Origin of the sequence: Microbacterium sp. dk485 (assembly GCF_004570445.1) — a bacterium.
In the GTDB taxonomy this organism is placed as follows: domain Bacteria; phylum Actinomycetota; class Actinomycetes; order Actinomycetales; family Microbacteriaceae; genus Microbacterium; species Microbacterium wangchenii.
Map to the genome: position 1 here is coordinate 505,974 of NZ_SPQW01000002.1, position 26,655 is coordinate 532,628.

Here is a 26,655-nt window from a genome sequence, read left to right on the forward strand (position 1 = left end):
CTCACCAGAACTAGGAGCCACCACACATGGCAAACTTCACGATCGCCGACATCAAGGCGCTGCGTGAGCAGCTCGGCACGGGCATGGTCGACACCAAGAAGGCGCTCGAGGAGGCCGACGGCGACGTCGACAAGGCCGTCGAGATCCTGCGTCTGAAGGGCGCGAAGGGCAACGCCAAGCGCGCCGACCGCTCCACGAGCGAGGGCCTGGTCACCGCGCGTGAGCAGGACGGCAAGGTCACCCTGCTCGAGCTCGCGTGCGAGACCGACTTCGTCGCCAAGAACGAGCGGTTCATCGCGCTGGCCGACAAGGTCGTGGAAGCGGCTGCCGCCGCCTCCGCCGACTCCGCCGAGGCGGCCCTGGCCGCCCCCGCCGGTGAGCAGACCGTCGCCGAGCTGATCTCGGACGAGGCCGCCATCATCGGCGAGAAGGTCGAGCTGCGTCGCGTGCGCACGCTGACCGGCGAGCACTTCTCGGTGTACCTGCACAAGACCAGCAAGGACCTCCCGCCGCAGATCGGTGTCGTCGTCGCCTACAGCGGCGAGAACGCAGAGGCCGCTCGCAGCATCGCGCAGCACGTCTCGTTCGCCAACCCGACCTACCTCGCCCGCGAGGACGTGCCCGAGGCCGACGTCGAGAAGGAGCGCGAGATCGTCACCGAGATCTCCCGCAACGAGGGCAAGCCGGAGGCGGCGCTGCCGAAGATCGTCGAGGGTCGCGTGAACGCGTTCTTCAAGCAGGTCGTGCTCCTGGACCAGGACTACGCCAAGGACAACAAGGTGTCGGTGGCTCAGGTCGCCAAGGACGCCGGGATCACGATCACCGACTTCGCTCGCTTCAAGGTCGGCGCGTAACACGTGTGGAAGGCCCGCATCGCTGACCGGTGCGGGCCTTTCCCATGCCCGACGATAAGTTGTACCCGACGAGAGGATGACACGTGATCGATGAGGCCACCGGACGCCGCCGCGTCCTGCTGAAGCTGTCGGGTGAGGCTTTCGGCGGAGGGCAGCTGGGTGTCAATCCCGACGTCGTCAGCCAGATGGCCCGTGAGATCGCCGCGGCGGTGGATCGTGTCGAGGTCGCCGTCGTCGTGGGCGGGGGGAACTTCTTCCGCGGCGCCGAGCTCAGCCAGCGGGGAATGGACCGCGGCCGGGCCGATTACATGGGCATGCTGGGAACGGTCATGAACGCCCTCGCGCTGCAGGACTTCCTCGAGCAGGCCGGCGCGGCCACGCGCGTGCAGTCGGCCATCTCCATGACCCAGGTCGCCGAGCCGTACATCCCGCGCCGCGCCGAGCGCCACCTCGAGAAGGGGCGCGTGGTCATCTTCGGAGCCGGCGCCGGCCTGCCGTACTTCTCCACCGACACCGTCGCCGCGCAGCGGGCGCTGGAGATCGGCGCGACGGAGGTCCTCGTCGCCAAGAACGGCGTGGACGGCGTCTACACCGCCGATCCGCGGCACGACGCCACGGCGACGCGCATCGACACCATCACCTACCGCGACGCCCTCCAGCGCGGGCTCAAAGTCGTCGACTCCACGGCATTCAGCCTGTGCATGGACAACGGCATGGACATGCGCGTGTTCGGCATGGTGCCGGCCGGCAGCGTCACGCGCGCCCTGCTGGGCGAGCCGATCGGAACCCGCGTCACCGCGTGAGCGGAGCGTGCGCCCGCCGGATGGCGCGCGCTTGTCTAGACTGAGACGTCGAGCCCAACGAATGGAGTCCCCGTGATCGCCGATGTTCTGGCCGACGCCGAAACGCGCATGGACCGCGCCGTCGAAGCTGCGAAAGAAGACTTCGCCACTGTTCGCACCGGGCGCGCGAACCCGCAGATGTTCCAGAAGGTGATGGTGGACTATTACGGTTCCCCCACCCCGCTGGCCCAGCTGGCTTCGCTGAACAACCCCGAAGCCCGCACCCTCGTGGTCACCCCCTACGACAAGTCGGCCCTGAAGGCGATCGAGACCGCCATCCGCGACATGCCGAACCTCAGCGCGAACCCCACCAACGACGGCAACATCGTGCGCGTCACGCTGCCCGAGCTCACCGCCGAGCGCCGCAAGGAGTTCGTCAAGATCGTCCGGGGCAAGGGCGAGGACGCGAAGGTGCACGTCCGCGGCATCCGCCGCAAGTCCAAGGACGAGCTGGATGCGCTCAAGAGCGAGGTCGGCGAGGATGAACTCGTCCGCGCTGAGAAGGAGCTGGATGCGTTGACCAAGGCGCACGTCGACGCGATCGACGAGGCGCTCAAGCGCAAAGAGGCAGAGCTCCTCGAGGTCTAGACCCCATGACCGACCCCTCCGGCCCGGAAAGCGCGTCACCCCCGGACGCGCCGCTCTCCCGACGCGACGCGGCTCGTGCGCGCCGTGCGCAGAGCGCCGCCGACGCCGGGGCGGGCTTCCAGACGCACATCCGCGCCGCACGCACGGAGTTCGAGAGCCAGGTCGCGCACGCGCGCGCCGAGTTCGAAGAGGCCAACGCACGCATCGCACAGCGCACGGGGCGCAACCTGCTGCTGGCGACCCTCATCGGCCTGGCCGCCGGCGCAGCGGTGCTCGGATCCCTCCTGTTCGTCAAGTGGATCTTCCTGGTCTTCGCGATCGCCGCGGTCTCACTGGCGGTCTTCGAGTTCGCGCGCGCCCTGCAGGCCTCCGGACGTCGCGTCGATCTCGTCCCGCAGCTGCTGGCGAGTACGCTCCTGCTGCTCTCGGGTGCATTCACGAGCCTGTGGCTGCACTGGGTCGCCGTGATCGCGGCGGTCGTGCTCGTGGTGGTGTGGCGCCTGCTCGGCCAGATGTTCGCGCGCGACGGCCGCTCGTACGGCGCGGTGCTCTCCGACGTCCTGGTCGCGGGGTTCATCCAGCTGTACGTGCCGTTCATGGGCAGCCTCGCGATGGTGCTGCTCGCTCAACCCGAAGGGGAGTGGTGGGTTCTCGCCTTCCTCATCGTGACGGTCGCCGCCGACACGGGGGCCTATGTGTCCGGTCTGACCTTCGGACGCGGCGGGCGTCATCTGATGGCCCCGCGGATCAGCCCCAAGAAGACGTGGGAGGGCTTCGCCGGCGCCGCCGTCGCCGCGCTTGCGGCCGGAGTCCTGCTGGCGCTGTACATGCTGCACCTCCCGTGGTGGGCGGGGCTGATCTTCGGCGCGGTGATCCTCGGCACCGCCACGGCGGGCGATCTCGGTGAGTCCATGATCAAGCGCGATCTCGGCATCAAGGACATGAGCTCGTGGCTGCCCGGCCACGGCGGCGTGCTCGACCGACTCGATTCCATCCTCCCCTCGGCCACGGGAGCCCTGGCGCTGTTCTATCTCCTGAGCCCTCTGGTGGTGACATGACCCTCGAGACGGAGCGCCCGGCCGAGGAGGCCGCGACCGAGACCCGCCCGCCGTTCCCCGACGCGACCGGTCGGCAGAAGGGCTACGAGAAGCGCGCGGTGGACGCGTTCCTCGAGCGGGCCCGTGCCGCCTTCGAATCCGACGAGCCCGATGCGCTGCGCTCGACGGAGGTGCGCGCCACGGCGTTCCCGCTCGTCCGTCACGGGTACGCCATCGCCCCCGTCGATGCCGCGCTCGGGCGCATCGAGGACGCCTTCGCCGCTCGCGAGCGCGAGTGGGCGATGAACCGGCGCGGCGCGCGGGCCTGGGTCGCGGAGTCGCGCGAGACCGCGCAGGTGGTCCTGGACCGGCTGCTGCGCCCGCGTGGACAGCGCTTCGACCGCGTCGGCGTGCTGCGGTACGGCTATCGCGTGGACGAAGTCGACCTGGTCGCCGACAAGATCGCGCGCTACCTCGCGGCGGGGGAGCCGGTGACGGCCGACCAGGTCAGAGCCGTGGCGTTCCGGATGCAGCGGGGCGGCTATCGCGAGGACCAGGTCGACGCGGTGCTCGATGCCGTGGTCGAGGTCATGCTCGCCGTCGGCTGACGTCGTCCTGCACCCCCGGCTCGGCGGATGGCGGGCGATGGGGCAGGCGGCTAGAATCGAGCGCATTGTGACCTCCGGCACCGAGATGACGCGCGCCACCTCCGGACCGATCGTCCGCAGGCCGGCCAACGGTCTCGATGTGGTGCCCCCGCCTACGCCGCCGCGCCGGACGCCCCGCTGGTCGCGTCGGCGCGGGGTGCTCGCCGTCTTCGCCGCGCTGTCCGCGCTGGGGTTCGTGGCGGCGTACGTCGGACCCACGGGGGCGGCGCTGGCGGAGGTCGACCCGGATCGGGTCTCGCTGTTCGAGAACGCCCTCGCCGACACGCAGAGCTACTCGCCGGCCCCGGGTGCCATCACCCCGGCCGCGCTCGAGCGCGGCACCTACTCCGTGTACGTCACCCCCAAGCCCACGCCCACCCCCACTGCCACCGCGCGCAGCGTGGCGGCGCCGGCCGGGGCTTCGTCATCGTCGGGATGGCAGCCCCCCTTCGTGGCGCCGGACCCCGGCACCGCGCAGGCGATCGCCTACGAGGCTGTTCTCGCCCGCGGCTGGGGCGACGACCAGTTCGCGTGCCTGCGGGCGCTGTGGCAGAAGGAATCCGGCTGGCGCGTGAACGCGTACAACTCCTCCAGCGGCGCGTACGGCATCCCGCAGGCGCTGCCGGGGAGCAAGATGGCCAGCGCGGGCGCCGACTGGGAGTCCAACCCGGCGACGCAGATCGCGTGGGGGCTGGGGTACATCGGCAGTCGCTACGGCGACCCGTGCGGGGCCTGGGGCAGCTCGCAGAGCCGCGGCTGGTATTGACCGGTGGCCCGCGGGAAGCGGCGCCGGCCGCAGTCATCCGGCGATGATTCCTTGGCGCGCCTGATCGCAGGATGGAAGCGCACCGAGAGCCGGCGTGGCGTCGAATGGACCGTGCAACCGGTCGCCGCCCACGCCGCACAGAAGCCCTACACGTGTCCCGGATGTGGCGGCACGGTCGAACCCGGTGTCGCCCACGTGGTGGTGTGGCGGGCGGACGGCGTCCTCGGTGACGCCGCCGACCTCGCCGCCCGCCGCCACTGGCACACCCACTGCTGGAGGATCGGCTGACATGGAAATCCGAGGACCGCTCGCCCTGCCCGCGCGCCGCGAGGAGATCGAGCTGCACACCGACGACGGCCTGACCCTCGTCGGCGAGCTCGCGCTCCCCGAGAGCCGCGATCCGGTCGCGACGCTCGTGACGCTGCATCCGCTGCCCACCGCGGGTGGATTCATGGACTCGCACATCCTGCGCAAGGCCGCCGCGCGCCTGCCCGCGCTGGCCGACCTCGCCGTGCTGCGCTTCAACACCCGCGGCACGAGCTCGCCGCGGGGAACGAGCGAGGGAGCCTTCGACGGCGGCGCCGGCGAGCGCCATGACGTCGCGGCGGCGGTGCGGTTCGCCGCCGAGCGCGGACTGCCGCATCCGTGGCTCCTGGGCTGGTCGTTCGGCACCGAGCTGGCACTGAAGTACGGCCGCGAGCACGACGTCGAGGGTGCCATCCTGCTGTCGCCGCCGCTGCACCGCACGAGCGCCGACGAGCTCGCGGGGTGGGCGGGAGATCCTCGTCGCCTGGTGGTGGTCGTCCCCGAGTTCGACGACTACCTCCGCCCCGCCGAGGCCGCCGAACGCTTCGCGGCCGTACCGGAGGCCACGCTCGTCCCGGTGGAGGGCGGCAAGCACCTGTGGGTGGGGGAGAGTCAGACCCGCCGAGTGCTGTCGGAGATCGTGGGCGTGGTCAATCCCGCGGCACTGCCCCTGCCCACCACGTGGGACGGTCCGGTGCCGCAGGACTGAGCGTCACCGCTCGTTCTGCCGTGGGATGAGCACCTGCCGGTAGATGATCAGGATGCTGGCGGCCACCGGGATCGCCACGAGGGCGCCGAGCAGTCCGAGGAGCGATCCGCCGGCCAGGGCCGCGATGACCACGACGGAGCCGGGGATCGCGACCGCGCGGTTCATGATGCGCGGAGAGACGACGTAGGCCTCGACCTGCATGTAGATCAGGTAGTAGATCGCCGCGATGAGCGCCGTCGTGGGGGAGCCGAGACCGGGGATCAGGCACGTGAGCACGATGATGGTCGAGCCCGTCAGGGTCCCCACGAGCGGGATGAGCGAGAAGAAGAAGGCGACCACGGCGAGCACGGCGGGGAAGGGCGCGCCGATGATCGAGAGGAAGATCGCGCTGAGCACGCCGTTGATGACGCCCAGGCTCGCCTGCCCGATGACGTAATAGCCCACCGAGCGGGTGATCTGCTCGGCCAGGTCGATGAAGCGCGCGCGCTTGGAAGCGGGCACGAGCTGGTACACGGCGGCCTTCAGCGCCGGCGTGGACGCGGTGAAGTAGATCGTGAGGATCAGGACGATGAACGCCCCGCCCAGGCCCACCACGACCGCGCCGACGAACCCGAGGATCCCCTCACCCACGTCGCTGGAGATCGTCCCGAGGTCGAGAGAGGTCCACCAGTCCTCGATGTACCCCCACGCGGTGTCGACATTGAGCGCGGGGAAGGTGTCCTCCATCCACGCGCGTGCGTCCCGGACGACGTCATCCCACTCCAGGTCGGTGGCGATCTCCTCGATCTGGCCGACCAGCTGAGCCACCTGGCTCACGATCACCGGGACGATCGTCAGGATGATGCCGGCGAAGATGCCCAGCACCCCCAGGATCGTGATCAGCACGGCGGCCCAGCGGCGGAGCTTGCGCCGCTCGAGCCACGAGATCACCGGGTCCAGGCCCAGCGAGAGGAACAGCGCCGTGCCGACGTACAGGAGGATCGTGGACAGGGTCTGCACGCTGTTGATCAGCAGCAGGCCGACGCCGACCCCGAGCGTCGCCACGAGGGCGACACGGAATGGATTGTGGATCTTCACGCGGGCTCCTGTCCGGCTGCGGCCGAAGCCGCCATCTCGTTCCGTCAGGATACGCACCGGCGGCCCGCAAACCCGGCAGGCACCCCCTCCCGGTCGACTTTCAGGTCGTTCCCGCTACGCTGGAATGTCGTGTGTGCGTGGCCCGACCCGACGGGCCGGCATCGGGAAGGTATGGTTCGTGCGTTTCGTGTGGGCGGTCGCGGCGTTCGTCATCGCTGCGCTGATGATCGGTGCGGGCATCGCGCAGCGCACGATCTTCGAACCGCCCCCCGCCGAAGCCACCGCTCTGCCCGCCGGCGAGGAGGAGGCCTACACCGTCATCGACGGCGAGGTCCTGAACCTGTTCCCCGGCGCGCAGACGCTCACGGTCGAGGGTGAGGGCACGATCTTCGCCGCGTACGGGCGCACCGCCGATGTGCAGGCCTGGCTGGCCGACGTTCCCTACAACCGGATCACCGTGGACGGGGAGGAGTTCCGCACGCGCGTGGTGGAGCCCGAGGCCGCCCCCGCGGGAGACGAGGCCGCGGCCGAACCCGCCGACGATTCGGAGGAGACGGAGTCCGCCGGGCGCACCCCGGTGGGATCGGACCTGTGGCTGGACGAGTTCCAGCAGGAGCGGCGGCTGTCCACGCCCCTGCAGCTGCCCGAGGACATGAGTGTCCTGGTGGCATCCGACGGCACCGCCCCGGCCCCCGCCGACATCTCGGTCACCTGGCCGGTCGACCGCAGCACCCCGTGGGCCGGCCCGCTCATCGTCGGCGGCGGAATCGTGCTGGTGGCCGGCGTGATCCTCTATCTGCTGGGCATCCGCCATGTTCGGCGCTCGCGCGGCCCGCGGCGCAAGGGGCTGCCCCTGCCGCCCACCGAACCCATCGACCTGGCCGTCGAAGGCGGCAAGAAGGGCGTCATCAGCTCGGGGCGGCGCCGGGCGATCAAGGCACGGCGGTCGTTCGTCGTGGTCCCCGCCATCGCGATGTCGAGCCTGCTGTTCGCCGGCTGCTCCTCCGATGCGTGGCCCGACCTCGCCGTCTCGCCCACCCCGTCGCCGACGTCGTCGGTCATCGTCCCGGAGGGACAGCAGTCGCCGGCGGTGACCGAGACTCAGGCCGAACGCATCCTCGCGCGCATCGCCTCGACGGTGGCGGAGGCGGACGCCGCGGCCGACGCCGACCTGGCCGCGTCGCGTCTGGCCGGCCCCGCGCTGGCCGAACGGCAGACCAACTACGGCCTGCGGGCGCAGCTTCCCGAGCAGACCCCGCTCGCACCGATCCCCGACCGCCCGGTCGAGATCGTGCTGCCGCAGGCCTTCGATGAATGGCCGCGCTCGTTCATGACGGTCGTGGAAGCCTCCGATGACACCACCGTGGCGCCCACGATCATGGTGATGACCCAGGCCGACCCGTGGTCGGAGTACAAGGCCACCTACATCGCAGGCCTGGAGGCGGCGACGCTGCTGCCCGACCTGCCGGCCACCTACGTCGGCGCCGCGCTGGCACCGCCGGATTCCCCGTTCCTGCGCCTGCGCCCGGATGAGGTCGCCGCGGCGTACGCCGACCTCATCAACAACGGCGAGAAGAGCGCGTACTGGAACGACTTCGACACCGCGGGCGACCTGCTCCTGCCCAGCATCCGCGAGAACCAGCAGCAGCGCCTGGATCAGCTCAACCAGACCGGGTCGGGCACCTCGAGCCTGGAGTTCAAGGCCACGGCGGGAGCGGGCGCGCCCATGGCGTTGACGACGCTGGACGGCGGGGCCATCGTGGCCGTGGAGGTCCGCGAGAGCGACATCGTCCGTCCGACGAACGCCGACGCGGTGATCCGGCTGCCCGAGAACCCGGCTGTGCGCGCGCTGACGGGCGTGGAGCAGTCGGCGACCGGCTTCCAGACGACCTACGCCGATCAGCTCTTCTTCTACGTCCCCCTCGAAGGCGAGAACGAACCGATTCGCCTCCTGGGTTACCGGTCCAACATCCTGGAAGCGAAGGTCCTCGAGTGAGCACTCCCCAGCCTGGTTCCGTCCTGCGCGGCGCTGTCGATCTGTCCGCTCTGCGCAACCGTCCGCAGACGCCTGCCGCGCCCACGGGCGATCAGGCGGAAGCACCCGCCGGCGCCGTGCCCTCGCTGGTGATGGATGTCACCGACGCGACGTTCGGCCAGGTGCTCGAACTCTCCCGCACGGTGCCCGTCGTGGTGGATCTGTGGGCCGAGTGGTGCGGACCGTGCAAGCAGCTCTCGCCCATCCTGGAGAAGGTCGTCACCGAGCTCGGGGGACGGCTGGTCCTGGCCAAGGTCGACGTCGACGCGAACCCGCAGCTCGCGCAGGGTTTCCGCGCGCAGTCCATCCCGATGGTCGTCGCGCTCGTGGGCGGGCAGCCTGTTCCGCTGTTCACCGGGGCCGTGCCCGAACAGCAGGTGCGGGAGGTCTTCGCTCAGCTGCTGCAGCTGGCGGCGCAGAACGGCGTGACGGGGACCGTCGCGGTGTCCGGCGCGCCGGAGGCCGACAGCGACGAGGCCCCCGCCGACCCGCCGCTGCCGCCACTGCACGCGGAGGCGTTCGAGGCGATCGAGAGCGGCGACTACGACCGTGCCGTCCGTGCCTACGAGCAGGCGCTGGCCGAGGATCCGCACGATGCGGATGCGCGCGCAGGCCTCGGTCAGGTGCGCCTGCTCGCTCGCGTGCAGGGCGCCGACCTGCAGTCCGCCCGTGCCGCCGCCGCAGCCGACCCCGCGGACCTGGAGGCCCAGTTCCTCGTCGCCGACCTCGACGTCGCCGGCGGTCACGTCGAAGACGCCTTCGATCGGCTGCTGGACGTGTTCTCCGTTCTGCCCGAGGATCGGCGCGCGCCCGTCCGCGAGCGGCTGCTGGAGCTGTTCGGGCTCGTCGGCGACGCCGACCCGCGTGTCACGCGGGCTCGCGGACGTCTGTCCTCGCTTCTGTTCTGAAGCTTCGCTCCCATTCCGCCCGGCCTCCCGCGGGCGGGGATTCTGCGTGCCCGGAAACGCCTGCGTCCTGTCCCTGAGAGCCGTCCCAGTTATACCCCAGGGGGTATAACTTACGATGGGTGCAGGATCAGAAGGAGTCACGCGTGGGCGAAGTCACGGCAGCAGAGAAGATGAGGATCGTCATCGTCGGCGGGGTGGCCGGGGGGATGAGCTGCGCCGCTCGCGCGCGACGGTTGGACGAGGACGCCGAGATCATCGTCCTCGAGCGAGGTGCCCACGTGTCCTTCGCCAACTGCGGCCTGCCGTACTTCGTCGGCGGGGAGATCGAGGATCCCGATGCCCTGCTCGTGCAGACGCCCGTGTCACTCCGGGCATCCCTGGCCCTGGACGTCCGTCCCGGGCATGAGGTGGTGGGAGTGGATCCTGACGGGAAGATGGTGACCGTCCGCTCCGACGGGGGTGTGGAGCAGCTGTCCTACGACGCGCTCGTGCTCTCGCCCGGCGCGGTGGCGTCCCTGCCGCCCATCCCCGGGATCCGGTCGCCGCGCGTGCGGACGCTGCGCACCGTGGAGGATGCGGTCGCCCTGCGTCGTCAGGTGGGCGCGGGCGCGCGGCGGGCGGTGATCCTCGGGGCGGGCTTCATCGGAGTCGAGGCTGCCGAGGCGCTGGCCGCGCAGGGGCTCGAGGTCTCCCTCGTGGAGCTGGCCGCGCACCCGCTGCCGCCGCTCGAGCGGGAGCTGGCGTGGGAGGTGTCCCAGGAGCTGCGCCGCCTCGGTGTGGACGTGCACGCCGGAGTCGCGGCGACCGCCGTCGAGCCCGGCTCAGCCGCCGACACCGTGGTCCTCGCCGACGGCACCCGCCTGTCCGCGGATCTCGTCGTCGTGTCGGTGGGCGTGCGTCCGGACACGGCCGTCTTCGAGCACGCGGGCATCCCCTGTGACGGCGGCGCGCTGATCGTCGATGAGCATGGCCGGACCGGCGTCGCTGGTATCTGGGCGGTGGGGGATGCCACCGCGAGCATCGATCCGATCACCGGGTCCCGACGTCCCGTCGCGCTGGCCGGGCCGGCCAACCGTGCCGGACGGCTCGTCGCCGACGACATCCTGAGGCCGGGGCTCGCTCGCCCGATTCCCCGGCCCGCCGGCACGGCGATCGTCCGGGTGGGTGCACTGACAGCGGCGCTCACCGGTGCCAATCGTGCGACGCTCGCGGCAGCGGGTGTGGCACATCGCACTCTGCACCTGCATGGCAACCAGCATGCAGGCTATTTCCCCGGCGCCAGCCCGGTCCACCTGGTCGTGCACTTCGATCCGGGCAGCGGCCGTCTGCTCGGCGCTCAGGCGGTCGGTCGTGACGGTGTCGACAAGCGCATCGATGTCCTGGCGACCGCGATTGCCGCCGGTTTCTCGGTGGAGGACCTCATCGATCTCGACCTGGCGTACTCCCCGCCGTATGGGCAGGCCAAGGATGTCGTCAATCTCGCCGGCATGGTGGGGGAGAACGTGCGCAACGGGACGCTGTCGCTGTGGTACGCGGACGATGTCGACGAGGTGCGAGCGTCGGCGCTCGTACTGGACGTACGGCGCGCAGAGGAGTGGCGGTCCGGTCACCTGCCCGGCGCTCTCCACATCCCGCACACCGAACTGCGCGGCCGGTTGAACGAGGTCCGCGAGCACGCAGGCGGACGGCCGGTGCGCGTCCTGTGCGCCTCCGGCGTGCGTTCCGCCATCGCCCATCGTGTCCTGGCGCACGCGGGCATCGACTCGGCATCGCTGTCGGGCGGCATGCAGACCCTCCGCGCCGTCCTCGGTGACGACACCGACCGCATCCTCGAGAAGGAACCCGCCCTCGTCGGCGGATGAAGGAGATCGATCATGTGCCGAGCAGCGACATGCGCGACGTGCGGGAAGACCACGTGGGCGGGATGCGGCCAGCACGTGGACCAGGTCATGGCGGGGGTGTCGCGCGCCCAGCGGTGCCCGGGGCATGACCGCGCGCCCTCGACCGGCTTCCTCGCGCGGCTGTTCGGACGCTGAGTCGCGGCGGCGCGCCGTCGCTCAGGCGAGCGTCAGGAAGAGCTTCTCCAGCTCGTCGAGAGTGACGGAATCGTCGGTGGGATCGGCGAGGCACGTCCGCATCGCCGACGCGATGATGGCGTAGCCCGCGCGGTCGAGCGCCTTCGAGACGGCGGACAGCTGAATGACGACGTCGCGGCAATCGGCTCCCGCATCCACGGCAGTGATGACCGCAGCCAGTTGCCCCTGAGCGCGGCGCAGCCGGTTCACGATCTTGCGCTGCTGAGCCTGTGCTTCGGCGTCGTCACGACGCTGCCGATCCATGTTCGCCGTCGCGCCCATGTCCGCCTCCCTCCTGCGCGGTCCGCCCGCGCAGACGGCTATTCTGCCACGGAACCCGATACCCCGGAGGGTATTCCCGCGGCCGGGCGTCCCGCTGCCGAGCCGCGCGTGCGCACGGCCAGCAGCGCGCACGCGACGACGACCGCGCCCCCCACGATCGTCGTCCAGGTGATCGGCTCGTGCAGGATCAGGCCGGCCCACACGATGCTCAGCACCGGCTGCGCCAACTGCACCTGACCGACGCGCGCGATCGGGCCGATGGCGAGACCTCGGTACCACGCGACGAAGCCCAGGAACATGCTGATGACCCCGAGGTAGGCCAGCGCCGCCCACTCGCGTGCCGTGCCCTCCGGCGGCGTGTCGACGACGGCCATGCCCGTCAGCACCAGCATGAGGGGGGCGGCGAGGACGAGTGCCCACGAGATCGTCTGCCACGACCCGAGTTCGCGGGAGAGCAGCCCGCCTTCGGCGTACGCGATCGCGCAGACGATCACGGCGGCGAACAGGAGGAGGTCGGGCGCTCCCGCCGCGCCCAGGCCGCCGTGCTGGAGCGCGGCGAAGGAAACCGCCGCGAGGGCCCCGAGGCCTGCGGCGACCCAGAACCACGGCCGGGGCCGCTCGCCGGCGCGCACCACGGCCATGACGGCGGTCATCGCGGGAAGGAGGGCGACGACGACCGCCCCGTGACTGGCCGCGACCCCCGTCAGGGCGTAGGAGGTCAGCAGCGGGAAGCCCACCACGGCGCCGGCTGCCACGATCCCCACGCGCACCCACTGGGTGCCGCGCGGCACGCGCTGGCGGGTGACGGCGAGGGCAGCGCCGGCGAGGACAGCCGCGAGCACGGCCCGGGCAGAGCCGACGAACAGCGGGGACATCGCCCCGTCTTCCACGGCCACGCGTGTGAACGGCATCGTGAAGGAGAACGCGATGACGCCGAGGGCACCCCACCAGAGCCCCGCCCCGCGGCCGTGTAGCGGTGGACGGATCCGCGCGATAGCGCTATCTTTTGGTCTCATGGGAGAGAGTAGCAGTGCGCGGATCGCGGCGGAACTGCGCTCGTGGGTCGCGGCCGCCCCGCCCGGCGCCCGGCTGCCCTCGACGCGTTCGCTGACGCGCACCCATGGTGCGAGCCCCGTGACCGTGCAGAAGGCGCTGCACGCCTTGACCCTGCAGGGCCTCATCGAGACGCGTCCGGGCGCCGGCACCTTCGTGAGCAGGCCGCGGGCGACCCGGCCGCACGACTATGCATGGCAGACGGCGGCCCTCGGAGCACCCGCCGCTCGTGTGGCGCAGTCCTCATCCCTGCGTCCGACCTCGCCGGAGGCCGTCGCGCTGCACGAAGGCTATCCCGAGCGAGATCTCCTTCCGCATCGGCTGGTGCGTGCGGCCCTCGCCCGGGCGGCCCGAGGCGACGTCGCGGTCACCCGACCGCCGTCGGCCGGAATCCCCGAGCTGCAGGCCTGGTTCGCAGCGGAACTGGCTGCCGTCACGCCGGCCGGCCTGGCCGCCCCGACGGCGAAGGACGTCATGGTCCTCCCGGGGAGCCAGAGCGGTCTCAGCACACTGTTCCGCAGCCTCGTGGGGGCCCGCATGCCGCTCCTGATCGAGTCGCCCACCTATTGGGGTGCGATCGGGGCGGCGGCACAGGCCGGAGTGCAGGTCGTCCCTCTCGCCTCAGGGGTTCACGGCCCCGACCCTGAAGAACTGGACCGAGCGCTGACCGAGACGGGGGCCCGCGCGTTCTACGCGCAGCCGACCTACGCCAATCCCACCGGAGCGCAGTGGTCGCCGGCCCGGTCGGAGGAGGTGCTCCGCGTCATCCGCGCACACGGCGCGTTCCTCATCGAGGACGACTGGGCCCATGACTTCGGGATCTCCACCGCACCGTCGCCCCTGGCCGCGCGAGACGACGCCGGGCACGTGGTGTACGTGCGGTCGCTCACCAAGAGCGTGTCCCCAGCTCTCCGCGTGGCCGGCCTGATCGCCCGCGGTCCTGCGCGCGAGCGGATCCTCGCCGACCTTCAGGCCCACTCCCTCTACGTCAGCGGCGTACTTCAGGCCGCGGCGCTGGATGTCGTCACCCAACCCGGGTGGCGCACGCACCTGCGCGGCGTGCGCGAGCAGCTGGCCGCCCGCCGGGACCTCCTCGTCGACGCGGTCTGCACCCACCTTCCGACGGCCCACCTGGAGGCCGTCCCCGCCGGCGGTCTGAACCTCTGGGTGCAGCTGCCCGACGAGACCGACCTGGCGCGCCTGGCCCGCGAGTGCGAGACGCGCGGGGTCGCGATCGCGACGGGCGACGACTGGTTCCCCGCCGAGTCGACGGGGCGTTTCATGCGCCTGAACTACTCCGGGCCCAATCCCGGGGCCTTCCCCGACGCCGTCCGCGTCATCGGGGAGTGCCTCGCGGGGTGACGTTCACCGGCGACGGCCGTGCCGCCCCTCAGCCCTTGCCGGGCGCGGGGAGGCGCGCATTGTCGCGACGGTGGTGCAGCCACAGCACCCCCAGCGGGGGCAGGCTGAGGACCGCGCGCCCGGTGTCGTCGGCGTGCACGACCCCGAGGTTGCCGACGCCCGAACCGCCGTACTCGGCGGCATCGGTGTTGAGGATCTCCTCCCACACACCGTGTTCGGGCAGAGTCAGCTCATAGCCGTGCAGGGGGGCGCCGGAGAAGTTGCACACGACCGCGACGGTGTTGCCGTGCCAATCGCGTCGCGCGAACGCGAGCACGTTGGAGTTCCAGGACGGCGCGCCCAGGCGCGTGAACGCCGCGCCGTCGGAGTCCCGCGACCACAGCGCCGCCTGCTCGCGATAGGTCCGGTTCAACGTCGCCACGAAGTCGTGCAACTGCGCGTGCGAGGGCTGTTCCAGCATCCACCAGTCCAGGCTCCGCCCCTCGGCCCATTCGGACATCTGCCCGAACTCCTGCCCCATGAACAGCAGCTGCTTGCCGGGGTGGCCCCACATGTACGCGAGGAAGGCACGCATGTTGGCGAGCTTCTGCCAGTGGTCGCCGGGCATGCGGCCGAAGAGGCTCCCCTTGCCGTGCACGACCTCGTCGTGGCTCACGGGGAGGATGAAGTTCTCGCTGAACGCGTAGACGAACGAGAACGACAGCTCGCCCTCGTGGTGGCCGCGGTACAGCGGGTCGCGCGCCATGTACTGCAGCGAGTCGTTCATCCAGCCCATGTTCCACTTGAACCCGAAGCCGAGCCCGGCATGATCGGTGGGGGCGGTGACGCCGGGGAAGCTGGTGGATTCCTCGGCGATGATCGCGATGCCCGGGTAGCGCTTGTACGCGGTGCCGTTGACTTCCTTGAGGAAGCGGATCGCCTCGAGATTCTCGCGGCCGCCGTACTGGTTCGGCGCCCACTCGCCCTCGTTGCGGGAGTAGTCCAGGTACAGCATGGAGGCCACCGCATCCACGCGCAGCCCGTCGACGTGGAACTCCTCGAGCCAGTACAGGGCGTTGGCGACGAGGAAGTTGCGGACCTCGTTGCGCCCGTAGTCGAAGATCAGCGTGCCCCAGTCCTTGTGCTCGCCGCGGCGCGGGTCGGGGTGCTCGTAGAGGGGTTCGCCGTCGAAGCGGGCGAGCGCGAAGGCATCCTTGGGGAAGTGCCCGGGCACCCAGTCCATGATCACGCCGATCCCGGCCTGGTGGAGGCGATCGATGAGGTAGCGCAGGTCGTCGGGCTGTCCGAAGCGGCTGGTGGGGGCGTAGTACCCCGTGACCTGGTATCCCCACGACCCGCCGAACGGATGCTCGGCCAGCGGGAGGAACTCCACGTGCGTGAAACCCTGCGCGGTGACGTATTCGACGAGCGGATCGGCCGCGTCGCGGTACGTCAGGCCCGGGCGCCACGAGCCCAGATGGATCTCGTAGATCGACATCGGAGCCGACACCGGCGCGGTGCGCGCGCGCCGCGCCATCCACGCGTCATCACCCCACGCGTATGACGATTCGGTGACCACGGATGCGGTGGCCGGGGGCTTCTCGGCGAACCGCGCCATCGGGTCGGCCTTGAGGATCCACTCGCCCCGACGGGTCAGGATCTCGAACTTGTAGGTGTCGCCGGCGGCCATCCCCGGCACGAACAGCTCCCACACTCCGCTGCCGCCCATCGACCGCATCGCGTGCGCGGTGCCGTCCCAGCCGTTGACGTCGCCGGCCACGCGCACGGCGCGGGCGTCGGGCGCCCACACCGCGAAGGCGACGCCGGGGGACCCGTCGAGCGTGCGCACGTGCGCGCCCAGGACCCGCCACAGCTCTTCGTGCCGCCCTTCGCCGATGAGGTGGAGGTCCATCTCGCCGAGGGTGGGCAGGTGCCGGTACGGGTCGTCGGCGGTGTAATCGGTGCCGCCTTCGTAGGTGGACGTGATCGTGTACGGCCCGGGCTGGCGGGGCACGCGCGCTTCCCAGATGCCTGCCCGCACGTGCTCGAGGCGAGCCGACGAGCCGTCGGCGAGGTTCGCCGTGACCGTGGCCGCGAGCGGCCGCCGGGTGCGGATCACCCATGCGCCGTCGCCGGCGGGATGCACGCCCAGCACCGAGTGCGGATCGTGATGCGTGCCGGCGGCGACCGCGTCGAGCAGGGCGTCGTCGGGGAGGGTGGACGGTGTCATCGTGACTCCTTCACATGCAGGAGGTGCACCGGCTCGGTGAACGCATCCAGACGCACGAAATTGTGATCGGTCCAGGTCCACACCGCGCCGGTGACGAGATCCTCCACCTGGTACGGCTCGCCCGGGGCGATGCCCCACAGCGTCGTGTCCAGGTGCACCATCGTCTCGCGGACGGAGTGCGGGTCGACGTTGGCCACCACCAGGACGGTGTCCGATGCGCCGGTGGGCGAGAGCGCGGCATCCAGGTGCTTGGAGTACACCAGGATCGAATCGTCGTCGCTCCAGTGGACCGAGAGGTTGCGCAGCTGCCCGAGCGCGGGATGCGCGCGGCGCGCCGCGTTCAGCATCCGCAGGTACGGCGCGAGCGATTCGCCGCGCTCCTCGGCGCCCTCCCAGTCGCGGAACTTGTACTCGTACTTCTCGTTGTCGATGTTCTCCTCGGAGCCGGGCCTGGCCACGTTCTCGAACAGCTCGTACCCGGCGTACACGCCGTAGCTGGGGGCGGCGGTGGCCGCGATGGCCGCGCGCACCTTGTAGGCGGCGCGCCCGCCGAACTGGAGGTACTCGGTGAGGATGTCGGGGGTGTTGACGAAGAGGTTCGGCCGGAGGAAATCGTCGGTCTCCGTGGCGAGGGAGGTGAGGAACTCCGCGAGCTCCTCCTTGGTGTTGCGCCACGTGAAGTAGGTGTAGCTCTGCTGGAAGCCGGCCATCGCCAGTCCCTGCAGGGGAGCGGGGCGCGTGAACGCCTCGGCGAGGAACACGACGTCGGGGGACTCGGCGCTCACCGTCGCGATGAGCCACTCCCAGAACTGCAGCGGCTTGGTGTGCGGGTTGTCCACGCGGAAGATCTGCACGCCCTGCGCGATCCAATGACGCACGATCCGCAGCACCTCCGCGCGGATCCCTTCCGGATCGTTGTCGAAGTTGACCGGATAGATGTCCTGGTACTTCTTCGGCGGGTTCTCGGCGTAGGCGATCGAGCCGTCGGGAAGTGTCGTGAACCACTCCGGGTGCTCTCTCACCCACGGGTGGTCGGGGGAAGCCTGCAGGGCCAGGTCGAGGGCCACCTCGATTCCGGCACTGCGCGCAGCCCGCACGAACGCCCGGAAATCGGCGAGGGTGCCCAGGTCGGGGTGGACGGCGTCGTGGCCGCCCGCGGAAGATCCGATCGCCCACGGCGATCCGGGGTCGCCCGGGGCGGGGTGGAGGGTGTTGTTGGGGCCTTTGCGGTTGCTCTGTCCGATGGGATGGATCGGGGGCAGGTACAGCACGTCGAAGCCCATCGCCGCCACGGCCGGAAGCCGCTTGGCCGCGGTGCGGAAGGTGCCGCTCTTGACGGTGCCGTCCTTGAGGCGCCGCGCGCCCTCGGAGCGGGGGAAGAACTCGTACCACGCGCCCACACCGGCACGCTGCCGTTCGACGAGCAGCTCCAGCTCGTCACCGACGGAGCCGAGCATCGCCAGCGGGCGTTCGGCGAAGTACGCAGCCAGTTCCGGGTCGGTCACGATCCCCAGCGCCACCTCGTCGGTGATGGCGGTATCCCGCAGCGCCCGCGCCGCCCCCTGCAGCGCGGTGCGCTCGGCGCGGGGGCGCGACTTGTCGGCGACGGCCCGATCGAACAGCAGCGCTCCGGAGGTGCGCATGAGCGCCGTGTCCACGCCGGCGGCGATCTTCACCTCTGCCGCGTGCTGCCACGTAGCGAAATCATCTGCGAACGCCTCGAAGCGGAACCGCCACACGCCCTGCTCCAGCGGGGCGACCAGGGTCGACCACCGGTCGAGGCCGTCGTTGAGGGGCGATAGACGATGCAGCGACTCGTCGCCGGCGGGGGAGAACAGGCGCACGTGCACGCCGATGAGGTCGTGCCCCTCGCGGAAAGCGGTGACCGTGAACGGCACGGCCTCCTCGACGTAGGCGGACGGGCGGAAACGTCCGCCGGGCACCGAGGGGCGAGGGGCGGCCATCGGGATGCGCGGGGTCACCGTCGCGACGACGGAATCCGTCGCCGGGCGGACCGGGATTGCGCTGCCGCTGCGCCACGGACGGGGGGTCGAAGATCGTGTCGGAGCTGCCACCATCCGAACCTACCCCGGCCGCCGAAAGCGGCACAGGTGAGAGCCGGCGGTTGACAAGCGGCCCCGTTTTGGGTCAGACGACCCGGAACAGGTGAATCGAGGTGTCGGGCATGGTGACCACGTCGCCGGCGGCGAACTCCGGCCTGTCCTCGGCCGGGCGGTCGGTGAGGCTGGTCCACAGCGACACGAATCGCTCGGCTCCCTCCAGCTCGGGCAGGGTCACCTCGATGGGTGCCTCGTTGCCGTGCACGATCAGCAGGATGCGGTTGTGCGGTTCGTGCTCGGGGGTGGACGCGGCGACGTACTGCAGCGTGCGGTGGGTCGCGCTGGTCCACCGCTCGATCGACATCGTCTCGCCGTGCTCGTCGTACCACTGCATGACCGAGGCCGAGGGGATGTGCTCGCCCAGACGCGCGAACCGGCTGGGGCGGAGGGCGGGATTCTCCCGTCGCAGCTGCAGGAGGCGCCGCACGTGCGCGGCGAGATCGTCCTGCCACGGCGCGTGGTCCCATGACAGCCATGTCAGCGCGGAGTCGTGGCAGTACGCATTGTTGTTGCCGCGCTGCGTGCGGCCGAACTCGTCGCCGGCGGTGAGCATCGGGATGCCGGCGGACAGCAGCAGCGTTCCCAGGAGGTTGCGCATCGCCTTCCGGCGCACCGAGAGGATGCCCTCATCGTCGGTGGGACCCTCGGTGCCGTGGTTGAACGAACGGTTCGTGTCGGCGCCGTCGCGGCCGTGCTCCCCGTTGGCGAGGTTGTGCTTGACGTCGTAGGAGACCAGGTCGTGCAGCGTGAACCCGTCGTGGGCGGTGACGAAGTTGACGCTGGCGAGGGGACCGCGCTCGGCGCTGAACGTGTTCGACGATCCCGCCAGGCGCGTCGCGAAACCGCCCACTCCGGTCGGGGACGTGTCGGCGCGTCGCGCATAGTCCACGTCGCTCAACCAGAAATTGCGCACACGGTCGCGGTAGCGGTCGTTCCACTCGTGCCAACCGGTGCCGAAGTTGCCGGTCTGCCATCCGCCCAGGCCGACATCCCACGGCTCCGCGATCGTCTTGACCCCCGCCAGGAGGGGGTCGTCCACGATGGCGCGCAGCAGCGGATGATCCGGCGTGAACGTGTGCGCGCCGTCCCGGCCGAGGGTCACGGCGAGGTCCAGACGGAAGCCGTCCACCTGCACGTCGTTGGCCCAGTACCGCAGCGAATCCAGCACGAGCCGCGCGGCGGCGTCGGTGGCGGTGTCGACCGAGTTGCCGCATCCGGTCACATCGATATAGGTCCCGTCGTCGTGCTGACGGTAGTAGGAGCGGTTGTCCAGCCCCCGCAGGCTGGAGCGGGGGCCGCCCACGCCCTCCTCCGAGGTGTGGTTGTAGACGACGTCCAGGATGACCTCGAGCCCGGCTTCGTGCAGCAGCCGGACCATGCCCTTGAACTCCCGCAGCACCGCCTCGGGCCCGCTGCGACGACTCTCTGCGGTGGCGTAGCGGGCGTGCGGCGTGAAGAAGTTGACGGTGTTGTAGCCCCAGTAGTTCGTCAACCCGAGATGCAGCAGGCGCGGTTCGGTCGCGAACGCGTGGACGGGGAGCAGTTCGACGCTCGTGATGCCCAGATCGAGGAGGTGCTGGATCATCGCGGGATGGGCGAGCCCCGCGTAGGTGCCGTGCAGGGCGGGCGGGACGCCGGGGTGGCGTTTGGTGAGCCCCTTCACGTGCGCCTCGTAGATGACCGTGCGATCCATCGGCACGGCGGGTTTGGTCACCCCGCCCCAGTCGAACCCGCCGTCCACGACGACGGCGCGGTGATCGCCGAACCCGCCGGCCACGATGCCGCGCGCATAGGGATCGAGCAGGAGGGTCTCGCGGTTGAAGGTGTTCCCCGGGGCGGGGGGACCGTCGGCGCGCACGGCGTACCGCGCCCTGGGCCGCAGCAGCTCCGTCGTGACGGCCCACACCCCACCGCCGACGGGGACGAGGGGAAGGGTCGCGACCGCCCAGTCGAGGTCGACGTCGTCGAAGACGACGAGCTCGACGCTGTCGGCATGCCCCGACCACACCCGCAGCGTGCCGCCCTCGGGCCCCTGGCGCACCCCGAGGTCGTCGTAGACGGCGTCCAGCAGGCCCGCGCGGGCAGGAGGCACGAGAGCAGGTTCGGGTCGCGCCATGCGATCTACAGTAGTTACGTCGTGCGTCGGGCGCGTGACGACGGGAGGTGGCGCATGCCGGTCTACCTGGACCACGCCGCGACGACCCCGCTGAGGCAGGAAGCCGCCGAGGCGTGGCTGGCCGCCGCATCCGTCGGAGCCAACCCCTCCTCGATCCACGGCGGCGGTCAGGCCGCGCGCCGCGTGCTGGAGGAATCCCGCGAGCGTCTCGCCGCCGTCCTGGGATGCGACCCCGTCGAGGTGGTCTTCACCTCCGGCGGCACGGAGTCGATCAACACGGCGGTGAAGGGCCTGTGGTGGGCGCGCGGCGACCGCCCCGGTGTCATCGCGCTGCCCGACGGGGAGCATCACGCCACGACGGACACCGTCGCGTGGCTCGTCGAGCGTGAGGGAGCCGGCGTCCTCCGTGTGCCGCTCGACGGCGTGGCACGCATCGATCCGGGCCTTTTCGGGGAGGCCGCGGCCGGATCCGCGTTCGCGACGGCGCTCGTGGCCAACAACGAGGTGGGCACGGTGCAGGATGCCGCGGCCCTGGCCGCCGCATCCGCCCGCGCCGGCGCGCCGCTGCACCTGGACGCCGTGTCGGCGCTGGGACACGTGCCGGTGCACTTCGCGCGATGGCGAGGCGACGCTCCGGGCGGGGCCGGGCTGGTCGGGATGAGCCTGTCGGCGCACAAGGTGGGCGGCCCGGTCGGGGTCGGCGCGCTCGTGGTGGCCCGCTCGGCGCGCCTGGGCGCGCTCGTGCACGGCGGGGGGCAGCAGCGGGGGCTCCGGGCCGGGACGCAGGACGTCGCCGGGGCCGCCGCGTTCGCCGTGGCCGCGGAGCTGGCCGAGGCCGAGCGCGACGCGGAGGACGCGCGGCTGTCGGAGCTGCGCGATGCGCTGGTGCGCGGCATCCGCGCCCTGGTCCCGGGGGTGGAGCTGCTCGGCGACCCGCAGGAGCGCCTCCCCGGCAACGTGCACGTGCTCTTCCCCGACGCCGCGGGGGAGACGCTGCTGTTCCTGCTGGATCAGGCCGGGATCGCCGTCTCGACAGGCTCGGCCTGTCAGGCCGGCGTGGCCGAGCCGTCGCACGTCGTGCTCGCCCTGGGTCGTACCGAGCGCGAGGCGCGCTCGGTGCTGCGCCTGACCCTCGGGCGCACCTCGACCGCGGCCGACGTCGCCGCCTTCCTCGAGGCGCTCCCCGACGCGTACGCGCGGGCCGCTTCCGCCGCCGCCCGCGCTCGCCGCTGACGCCGCTACTCCGGCGCTCCGCCCGGCCGTCCGGCCGCCACCCGGCGCTGTGCAGAATTCAGGAGACACGCCGATGGGAGTGGGCTCCGGGGCGGTGAAAGGCCCGGATCTCCTGAGTTCTGCGCGGTGACGGCGGAGCACCCGCCGTCCGTCCAGCCCACGCCCGGGCTCCGCTCGTAGACTGGCAGGATGCGGATTCTGGCGGCGATGAGCGGTGGAGTGGACTCCGCGGTCGCGGCTGCCCGCGCCGTGGACGCGGGGCACGACGTCGTCGGCGTGCACCTGGCCCTCTCCCGGGCCGGCGGAACCCTGCGCGCCGGCAGCCGCGGATGCTGCACCATCGAGGACGCGATGGACGCCCGCCGGGCCGCCGATCGCCTCGGCATCCCCTTCTACGTGTGGGATTTCTCCGAGCGCTTCCGCGACGACGTCATCGACGACTTCATCTCCGAGTACCGCGCCGGCCGCACGCCCAACCCGTGCATGCGGTGCAACGAGAAGATCAAGTTCGCCGCGCTGCTCGAGCGCGCCCTCGAACTGGGTTTCGACGCCGTGTGCACGGGGCACTACGCCGCGCTGGTGGACGGGCCCCACGGGCGGGAGCTGCACCGCGCGTCGGATGCGGCGAAGGACCAGTCGTACGTCCTGGGCGTCCTGACCGCCGAGCAGCTCGCGCACACGTACTTCCCGCTCGGTGACACCCCGTCCAAGGCACTCGTGCGTGCCGAGGCGGAGGCTCGCGGCCTCACCGTCGCGCACAAGCCCGACAGCCATGACATCTGCTTCATCCCCGACGGTGACACACGCGGATGGCTCGCCGAGAAGGTCGGGGCCGAGCAGGGCCCCATCGTCGATCGGGCCGGTGCGGTCGTCGGCTCCCACGAGGGCGCCCACGCGTACACCGTGGGACAGCGCCGCGGGCTGCAGTTGGGCACACCGGCACCCGACGGCAAGCCGCGATTCGTCCTCGAGGTGCGTCCGGTGAGCAACACCGTCGTGGTCGGGCCGAAGGAGGCCCTCGCGACCGCCGAGATCTCCGGCTCGCGATACACGTGGGCCGGTCGCGCGCCCGAGCCCGGGGAGTTCGCGTGCCACGTGCAGATTCGTGCGCACGCCGACCCCGTCCCCGCCCGCGCGAGCTGGGTGGACGGCACACTCTCCGTCGTCCCCGACGTCCCCTTCGACGGCGTGGCCCCCGGCCAGACGGCGGTCCTCTACGACGGCACCCGGGTGATCGGCCAGTTCACGATCGATCGCACGGTGTCGGCGGTTCCCGTCCCCGCCTGACCTGCGCAAGGGGCCGGGCGGCGTCGGTGGTGCTCCCTAGACTGGCCGGGTGGCGAACGGTGATCAACTCCCCGACCTGACCCTCGACGAGGCGCGCGCGGAGGCGGCCGACCTCACCACGCGCATCGTCGACGCGCGCGATGCCTACTACGGGCGTGACGCCGAGATCGTCGACGACGCCACCTACGACGAGTGGATGCGCCGCCTCGAGCAGATCGAGCGGCTCTACCCCGAGCTGCAGGGACAGGACAGCCCCACGCAGTCGGTGGGCGCCGCCGAGAGCACGATGTTCGCGCCGATTGAGCATGCCGAGCGGATGCTGAGCCTGGACAACGTGTTCAGCTCCGACGAATTGCGGGACTGGTGCGTCAAGACCTCCGCCTCCGCCGGGCGGTCGGTCCGCTGGCTCACCGAGTTGAAGATCGACGGGCTCGCGATCAGCCTGCGCTATGAGAACGGCGTGCTCACCTCGGCCGCCACCCGGGGCGACGGGCGCGTGGGGGAGGACGTGACCGGGAACGCGCTGCAGGTGACGGGGATCCCGCAGCGTCTGTCCGGGACGGGCCATCCGCCGCTGGTGGAGGTGCGCGGCGAGGTGTTCATCCCCGTTGCCGCGTTCGACGAGCTCAACGCCCTCCAGGCGCGCCTGCGCGAACGGGTCGTCGCGGAATCCCTCGCGCGGGGCGGAGACGAGGAGAAGGCGACCCGCAGCGCCGCCCGACGCTTCCCCGCCTTCGCCAACCCCCGCAACGCCGCCAGTGGCGGACTGCGGCAGCAGTTGGAGAAGAAGAGCGGACTCGAGCTGGAGGCCGGGCGCGCCCGGCTGCAGTCGCTGCGGCTGTTCGTGCACGGGATCGGCGCCTGGCCGGCGCCGCCGGTGTCGTCGCAGAGCGAGGTGTACGGGCTGCTGGCCGAGTGGGGTCTGCCGACGAGCCCGTATTTCCGCATGTCCGACGACATCGACGGCGTGCTCGCGTTCGTCGCCGAGTACGGCGAGCACCGCCACGCCGTGGAGCACGAGATCGACGGCGTCGTGGTGAAGGTCGACGAGCTGGCACTGCACGACGAGCTCGGCGCCACCAGTCGCGCGCCGCGGTGGGCGATCGCGTACAAGTACCCACCCGAGCAGGTCAACACGAAGCTCCTGGACATCGTCGTGTCGGTCGGCCGCACCGGACGGGCGACGCCGTTCGCGGTGATGGCTCCCGCCCGCGTGGCCGGCAGCGTCGTGCGGCAGGCGACGCTGCACAACCAGGAGGTCGTCAAGGCCAAGGGCGTGCTCATCGGCGACACGGTGGTGCTGCGCAAGGCCGGCGACGTCATCCCGGAGGTGCTCGGCCCGGTCGTGGAGCTGCGGGACGGCAGCGAACGCGCGTTCGTGATGCCCACCGAGTGCCCGGAGTGCGGGTTCCCGCTGAGCCCGGCGAAGGCGGGCGACATCGACCTGCGCTGCCCCAACACGCGGGCGTGCCCCGCTCAGGTGCGCGGACGCGTGGAGCACATCGGCTCGCGCGGCGCGCTGGACATCGAGGCGCTCGGCGAGGTCACGGCGGCCGCCCTCACCCAGCCGAGCGTGCCGGAGCAGCCTCCGCTGGAGACCGAGGCGGGCCTGTTCGACCTCACTCTGGAGCAGCTCGTGCCGATCGAGGTGATCGTCCGAGACACCGAGACCGGCGAGCCCCGCGTCGACGAGAAGACCGGCGACCCGGTGCGGCGCGCGCCGTTCCGGCGCAACCCCAGTCCCGCGGAGAGGAAGGCCGGCGCCACCGGACCCCAGCCGTCGGCGCAGGCGGTGACGCTGCTGGAGGAGCTGGAGAAGGCCAAGACGAAGGAGCTGTGGCGCTTCCTCGTGGCGCTGAACATCCGCCACGTCGGCCCGGTGGCCGCGCGCGCCCTCGCGCAGTGGTTCGGCTCGGTCGATGCCATCCGCGCGGCCTCGCGGGACGAACTCGCCGCGGTCGAGGGTGTCGGGGGCATCATCGCGGATGCGGTGACCGACTGGTTCGCGGTGGACTGGCACCGCGAGATCGTCGAGCGCTGGGCCGCGGCGGGCGCGCAGCTCGCCACCCCCGGCCACCCCGGCCCCGGCGCCGCGGCCGAAGGCGGCGGGGTGCTGGACGGGGTCACGGTCGTGGCCACCGGGTCGCTGGAGGGTTACACGCGCGAAGGCGCGCAGGAGGCGATCCTGCGCGCCGGCGGCAAGGCGGCATCGAGCGTGTCCAAGAAGACCGACTTCGTCGCCGCCGGGCCCGGCGCCGGATCGAAGCTCGGCAAGGCCGAAGAACTGGGCGTGCGCATCATCGACGCGGCGCAGTTCCACGTGCTCGTGACGGAGGGTCCCGCCGCGCTCGACGCGATCGCACCCGACGCGGGATGACCCGCGCCGTCGTCGTGACCGGTGCCGCAGGCGGCATCGGCTCGGCGCTGGTCTCCGCGCTGCGACAGGACGGCACACCGGTGGTCGCCGTCGACGTCGCGCCCGTCGCATCCGCCGATGGGATCGCCGTCGTGCGCGGCGACGGGGGAGACCCCGAGGTCGCCGGCGCCGCGGTACGGGCGGCGGAAGGACTCGGCGGACTGGGCGGCTGGGTCAACGTGTCGGCGCTGTTCTTTGACGTCTGGCTGGACGAGGCGGGCGGCGACGCGGCGATGGCCGCGATCGACGCGAACCTGCGCCCCGCCGTGGTCGGATGCGCCGCCGCCGTGCGGGAGTTCCGCCGCAGCGGAAGAGGCGGCGCGATCGTCAACGTCAGCTCGCATCAGGCGGCGCGTCCCGTGCGCGGAAGCCTCGCCTACGCCACGGCCAAGGCCGCCGTGGAAGGACTCACGCGCGCCCTGGCCGTGGACGGCGGCCCCGACGGCATCCGCGTGAACGCGGTGGCGCTCGGATCCATCCGCACCGCCCGCTCCGATCGGCACCTCCAGGAGCTGCCCGAGCCCGATCGCGTCGCCTTCGGCGCAGCGATCGCCCGCCTGCAGCCGCTCGGCCGCATGGGGGAGGCGGACGACGTGGCCGCCGTCATCCGGTTCCTGCTGTCGGATGCGGCGTCCTTCCTCACCGGTGCGGTGATCCCGGTCGACGGCGGGCGCGCAGCCCACGGGCTCGACCCCGAGGAGCGCGAGCGCTGACAGCGGCCCCGGCGGCCCGC

The 26,655-nt window shown here is 71.5% G+C and carries 23 protein-coding genes; 17 read left to right on the forward strand and 6 right to left on the reverse strand.

Features of this window, described 5'->3' with window-relative positions; all coding sequences use genetic code 11:
* Positions 1-26: 26 nt before the first annotated feature.
* The 8 genes from tsf (at position 27) to E4V99_RS13195 (ending at position 5,749) form a co-directional block, all read left to right on the forward strand.
* A complete protein-coding gene (gene tsf, locus E4V99_RS13160; RefSeq protein WP_135067076.1) occupies positions 27-854 on the forward strand; it encodes a translation elongation factor Ts in 828 nt (275 codons plus the stop codon).
* 83 nt (positions 855-937) lie between these two features.
* A complete protein-coding gene (pyrH, locus tag E4V99_RS13165; RefSeq protein ID WP_135067073.1) occupies positions 938-1,657 on the forward strand; it encodes a UMP kinase in 720 nt (239 codons plus the stop codon).
* 72 nt (positions 1,658-1,729) lie between these two features.
* The gene (gene frr, locus E4V99_RS13170; RefSeq protein ID WP_135067070.1) at positions 1,730-2,284 is read left to right on the forward strand and encodes a ribosome recycling factor; all 555 of its coding nucleotides are present in this window, start codon (positions 1,730-1,732) and stop codon (positions 2,282-2,284) included.
* A gap of 5 nt (positions 2,285-2,289) precedes the next feature.
* Complete coding sequence (locus E4V99_RS13175) at positions 2,290-3,342, forward strand: phosphatidate cytidylyltransferase (RefSeq protein ID WP_135067067.1); 1,053 nt, start codon at positions 2,290-2,292, stop codon at positions 3,340-3,342.
* Positions 3,339-3,929, forward strand: coding sequence for a DivIVA domain-containing protein (locus E4V99_RS13180; protein ID WP_135117528.1), 591 nt, complete (start codon positions 3,339-3,341; stop codon positions 3,927-3,929). Before E4V99_RS13175 ends, E4V99_RS13180 begins: the two co-directional genes overlap by 4 nt.
* Before the next feature lie 67 nt (positions 3,930-3,996).
* A complete protein-coding gene (locus tag E4V99_RS13185; protein ID WP_240742658.1) occupies positions 3,997-4,734 on the forward strand; it encodes a lytic transglycosylase domain-containing protein in 738 nt (245 codons plus the stop codon).
* Between the two features lie 3 nt (positions 4,735-4,737).
* Positions 4,738-5,022 (forward strand): hypothetical protein, encoded by a 285-nt coding sequence (locus E4V99_RS13190; RefSeq protein WP_135067061.1) that lies wholly within the window; start codon positions 4,738-4,740, stop codon positions 5,020-5,022.
* Between the two features lies 1 nt (position 5,023).
* Complete coding sequence (locus E4V99_RS13195) at positions 5,024-5,749, forward strand: alpha/beta hydrolase (RefSeq protein ID WP_135117529.1); 726 nt, start codon at positions 5,024-5,026, stop codon at positions 5,747-5,749.
* Positions 5,750-5,752: 3 nt separating this feature from the next.
* Here E4V99_RS13195 and E4V99_RS13200 read toward each other — a convergent pair whose 3' ends face one another.
* Positions 5,753-6,826, reverse strand: coding sequence for an AI-2E family transporter (locus E4V99_RS13200; RefSeq protein WP_135117530.1), 1,074 nt, complete (start codon positions 6,824-6,826; stop codon positions 5,753-5,755).
* A gap of 133 nt (positions 6,827-6,959) precedes the next feature.
* Between E4V99_RS13200 and E4V99_RS13205 the strand changes: the two genes are divergently transcribed.
* From E4V99_RS13205 to E4V99_RS18495, 4 genes are all read left to right on the forward strand, one after another.
* Complete coding sequence (locus E4V99_RS13205; RefSeq protein WP_348630748.1) at positions 6,960-8,822, forward strand: glycosyl transferase; 1,863 nt, start codon at positions 6,960-6,962, stop codon at positions 8,820-8,822.
* Positions 8,819-9,769 carry a tetratricopeptide repeat protein gene (locus E4V99_RS13210; RefSeq protein WP_135117532.1) on the forward strand — a complete coding sequence of 317 codons (951 nt, stop codon included), beginning with the start codon at positions 8,819-8,821 and terminating at the stop codon, positions 9,767-9,769. Before E4V99_RS13205 ends, E4V99_RS13210 begins: the two co-directional genes overlap by 4 nt.
* 170 nt (positions 9,770-9,939) lie before the next feature.
* Entirely contained in the window at positions 9,940-11,631 is a 1,692-nt protein-coding gene (locus tag E4V99_RS13215; protein WP_135117961.1) for an FAD-dependent oxidoreductase, read from the forward strand.
* A 12-nt stretch (positions 11,632-11,643) separates the two neighbouring features.
* Complete coding sequence (locus E4V99_RS18495) at positions 11,644-11,805, forward strand: hypothetical protein (protein WP_167758129.1); 162 nt, start codon at positions 11,644-11,646, stop codon at positions 11,803-11,805.
* 21 nt (positions 11,806-11,826) lie between these two features.
* Here the strand turns inward: E4V99_RS18495 and E4V99_RS13220 are convergent, their stop codons facing one another.
* On the reverse strand, positions 11,827-12,126 hold the full coding sequence (locus E4V99_RS13220) for a metal-sensitive transcriptional regulator (protein ID WP_135117533.1): 300 nt from the start codon (positions 12,124-12,126) through the stop codon (positions 11,827-11,829).
* A 38-nt stretch (positions 12,127-12,164) separates the two neighbouring features.
* A complete protein-coding gene (locus E4V99_RS13225) occupies positions 12,165-13,142 on the reverse strand; it encodes a DMT family transporter (RefSeq protein ID WP_135117534.1) in 978 nt (325 codons plus the stop codon).
* On the opposite strand from E4V99_RS13225, the gene E4V99_RS13230 reads away from it, so the two are divergent.
* Positions 13,141-14,541 (forward strand): PLP-dependent aminotransferase family protein, encoded by a 1,401-nt coding sequence (locus tag E4V99_RS13230; protein ID WP_135117535.1) that lies wholly within the window; start codon positions 13,141-13,143, stop codon positions 14,539-14,541. The two genes, E4V99_RS13225 and E4V99_RS13230, sit on opposite strands and share 2 nt — an antisense overlap.
* A 28-nt stretch (positions 14,542-14,569) precedes the next feature.
* Here E4V99_RS13230 and glgB read toward each other — a convergent pair whose 3' ends face one another.
* From glgB to glgX, 3 genes are all read right to left on the reverse strand, one after another.
* The gene (glgB, locus tag E4V99_RS13235) at positions 14,570-16,750 is read right to left on the reverse strand and encodes a 1,4-alpha-glucan branching protein GlgB (RefSeq protein WP_135067040.1); all 2,181 of its coding nucleotides are present in this window, start codon (positions 16,748-16,750) and stop codon (positions 14,570-14,572) included.
* Complete coding sequence (locus E4V99_RS13240; protein WP_245233230.1) at positions 16,747-18,714, reverse strand: alpha-1,4-glucan--maltose-1-phosphate maltosyltransferase; 1,968 nt, start codon at positions 18,712-18,714, stop codon at positions 16,747-16,749. Before E4V99_RS13240 ends, glgB begins: the two co-directional genes overlap by 4 nt.
* 184 nt (positions 18,715-18,898) lie before the next feature.
* A complete protein-coding gene (gene glgX, locus E4V99_RS13245; RefSeq protein WP_135117537.1) occupies positions 18,899-20,986 on the reverse strand; it encodes a glycogen debranching protein GlgX in 2,088 nt (695 codons plus the stop codon).
* A gap of 54 nt (positions 20,987-21,040) precedes the next feature.
* Here glgX and E4V99_RS13250 point away from each other — a divergent pair, with 54 nt between their 5' ends.
* The 4 genes from E4V99_RS13250 (at position 21,041) to E4V99_RS13265 (ending at position 26,635) form a co-directional block, all read left to right on the forward strand.
* Positions 21,041-22,219 (forward strand): cysteine desulfurase family protein, encoded by a 1,179-nt coding sequence (locus E4V99_RS13250; RefSeq protein ID WP_135117538.1) that lies wholly within the window; start codon positions 21,041-21,043, stop codon positions 22,217-22,219.
* 189 nt (positions 22,220-22,408) lie between these two features.
* A complete protein-coding gene (gene mnmA / locus E4V99_RS13255) occupies positions 22,409-23,506 on the forward strand; it encodes a tRNA 2-thiouridine(34) synthase MnmA (protein WP_135117539.1) in 1,098 nt (365 codons plus the stop codon).
* A gap of 49 nt (positions 23,507-23,555) precedes the next feature.
* Complete coding sequence (gene ligA, locus E4V99_RS13260; protein ID WP_135117540.1) at positions 23,556-25,883, forward strand: NAD-dependent DNA ligase LigA; 2,328 nt, start codon at positions 23,556-23,558, stop codon at positions 25,881-25,883.
* A complete protein-coding gene (locus E4V99_RS13265) occupies positions 25,880-26,635 on the forward strand; it encodes an SDR family oxidoreductase (RefSeq protein WP_135117541.1) in 756 nt (251 codons plus the stop codon). Before ligA ends, E4V99_RS13265 begins: the two co-directional genes overlap by 4 nt.
* Positions 26,636-26,655 lie beyond the last annotated feature (20 nt).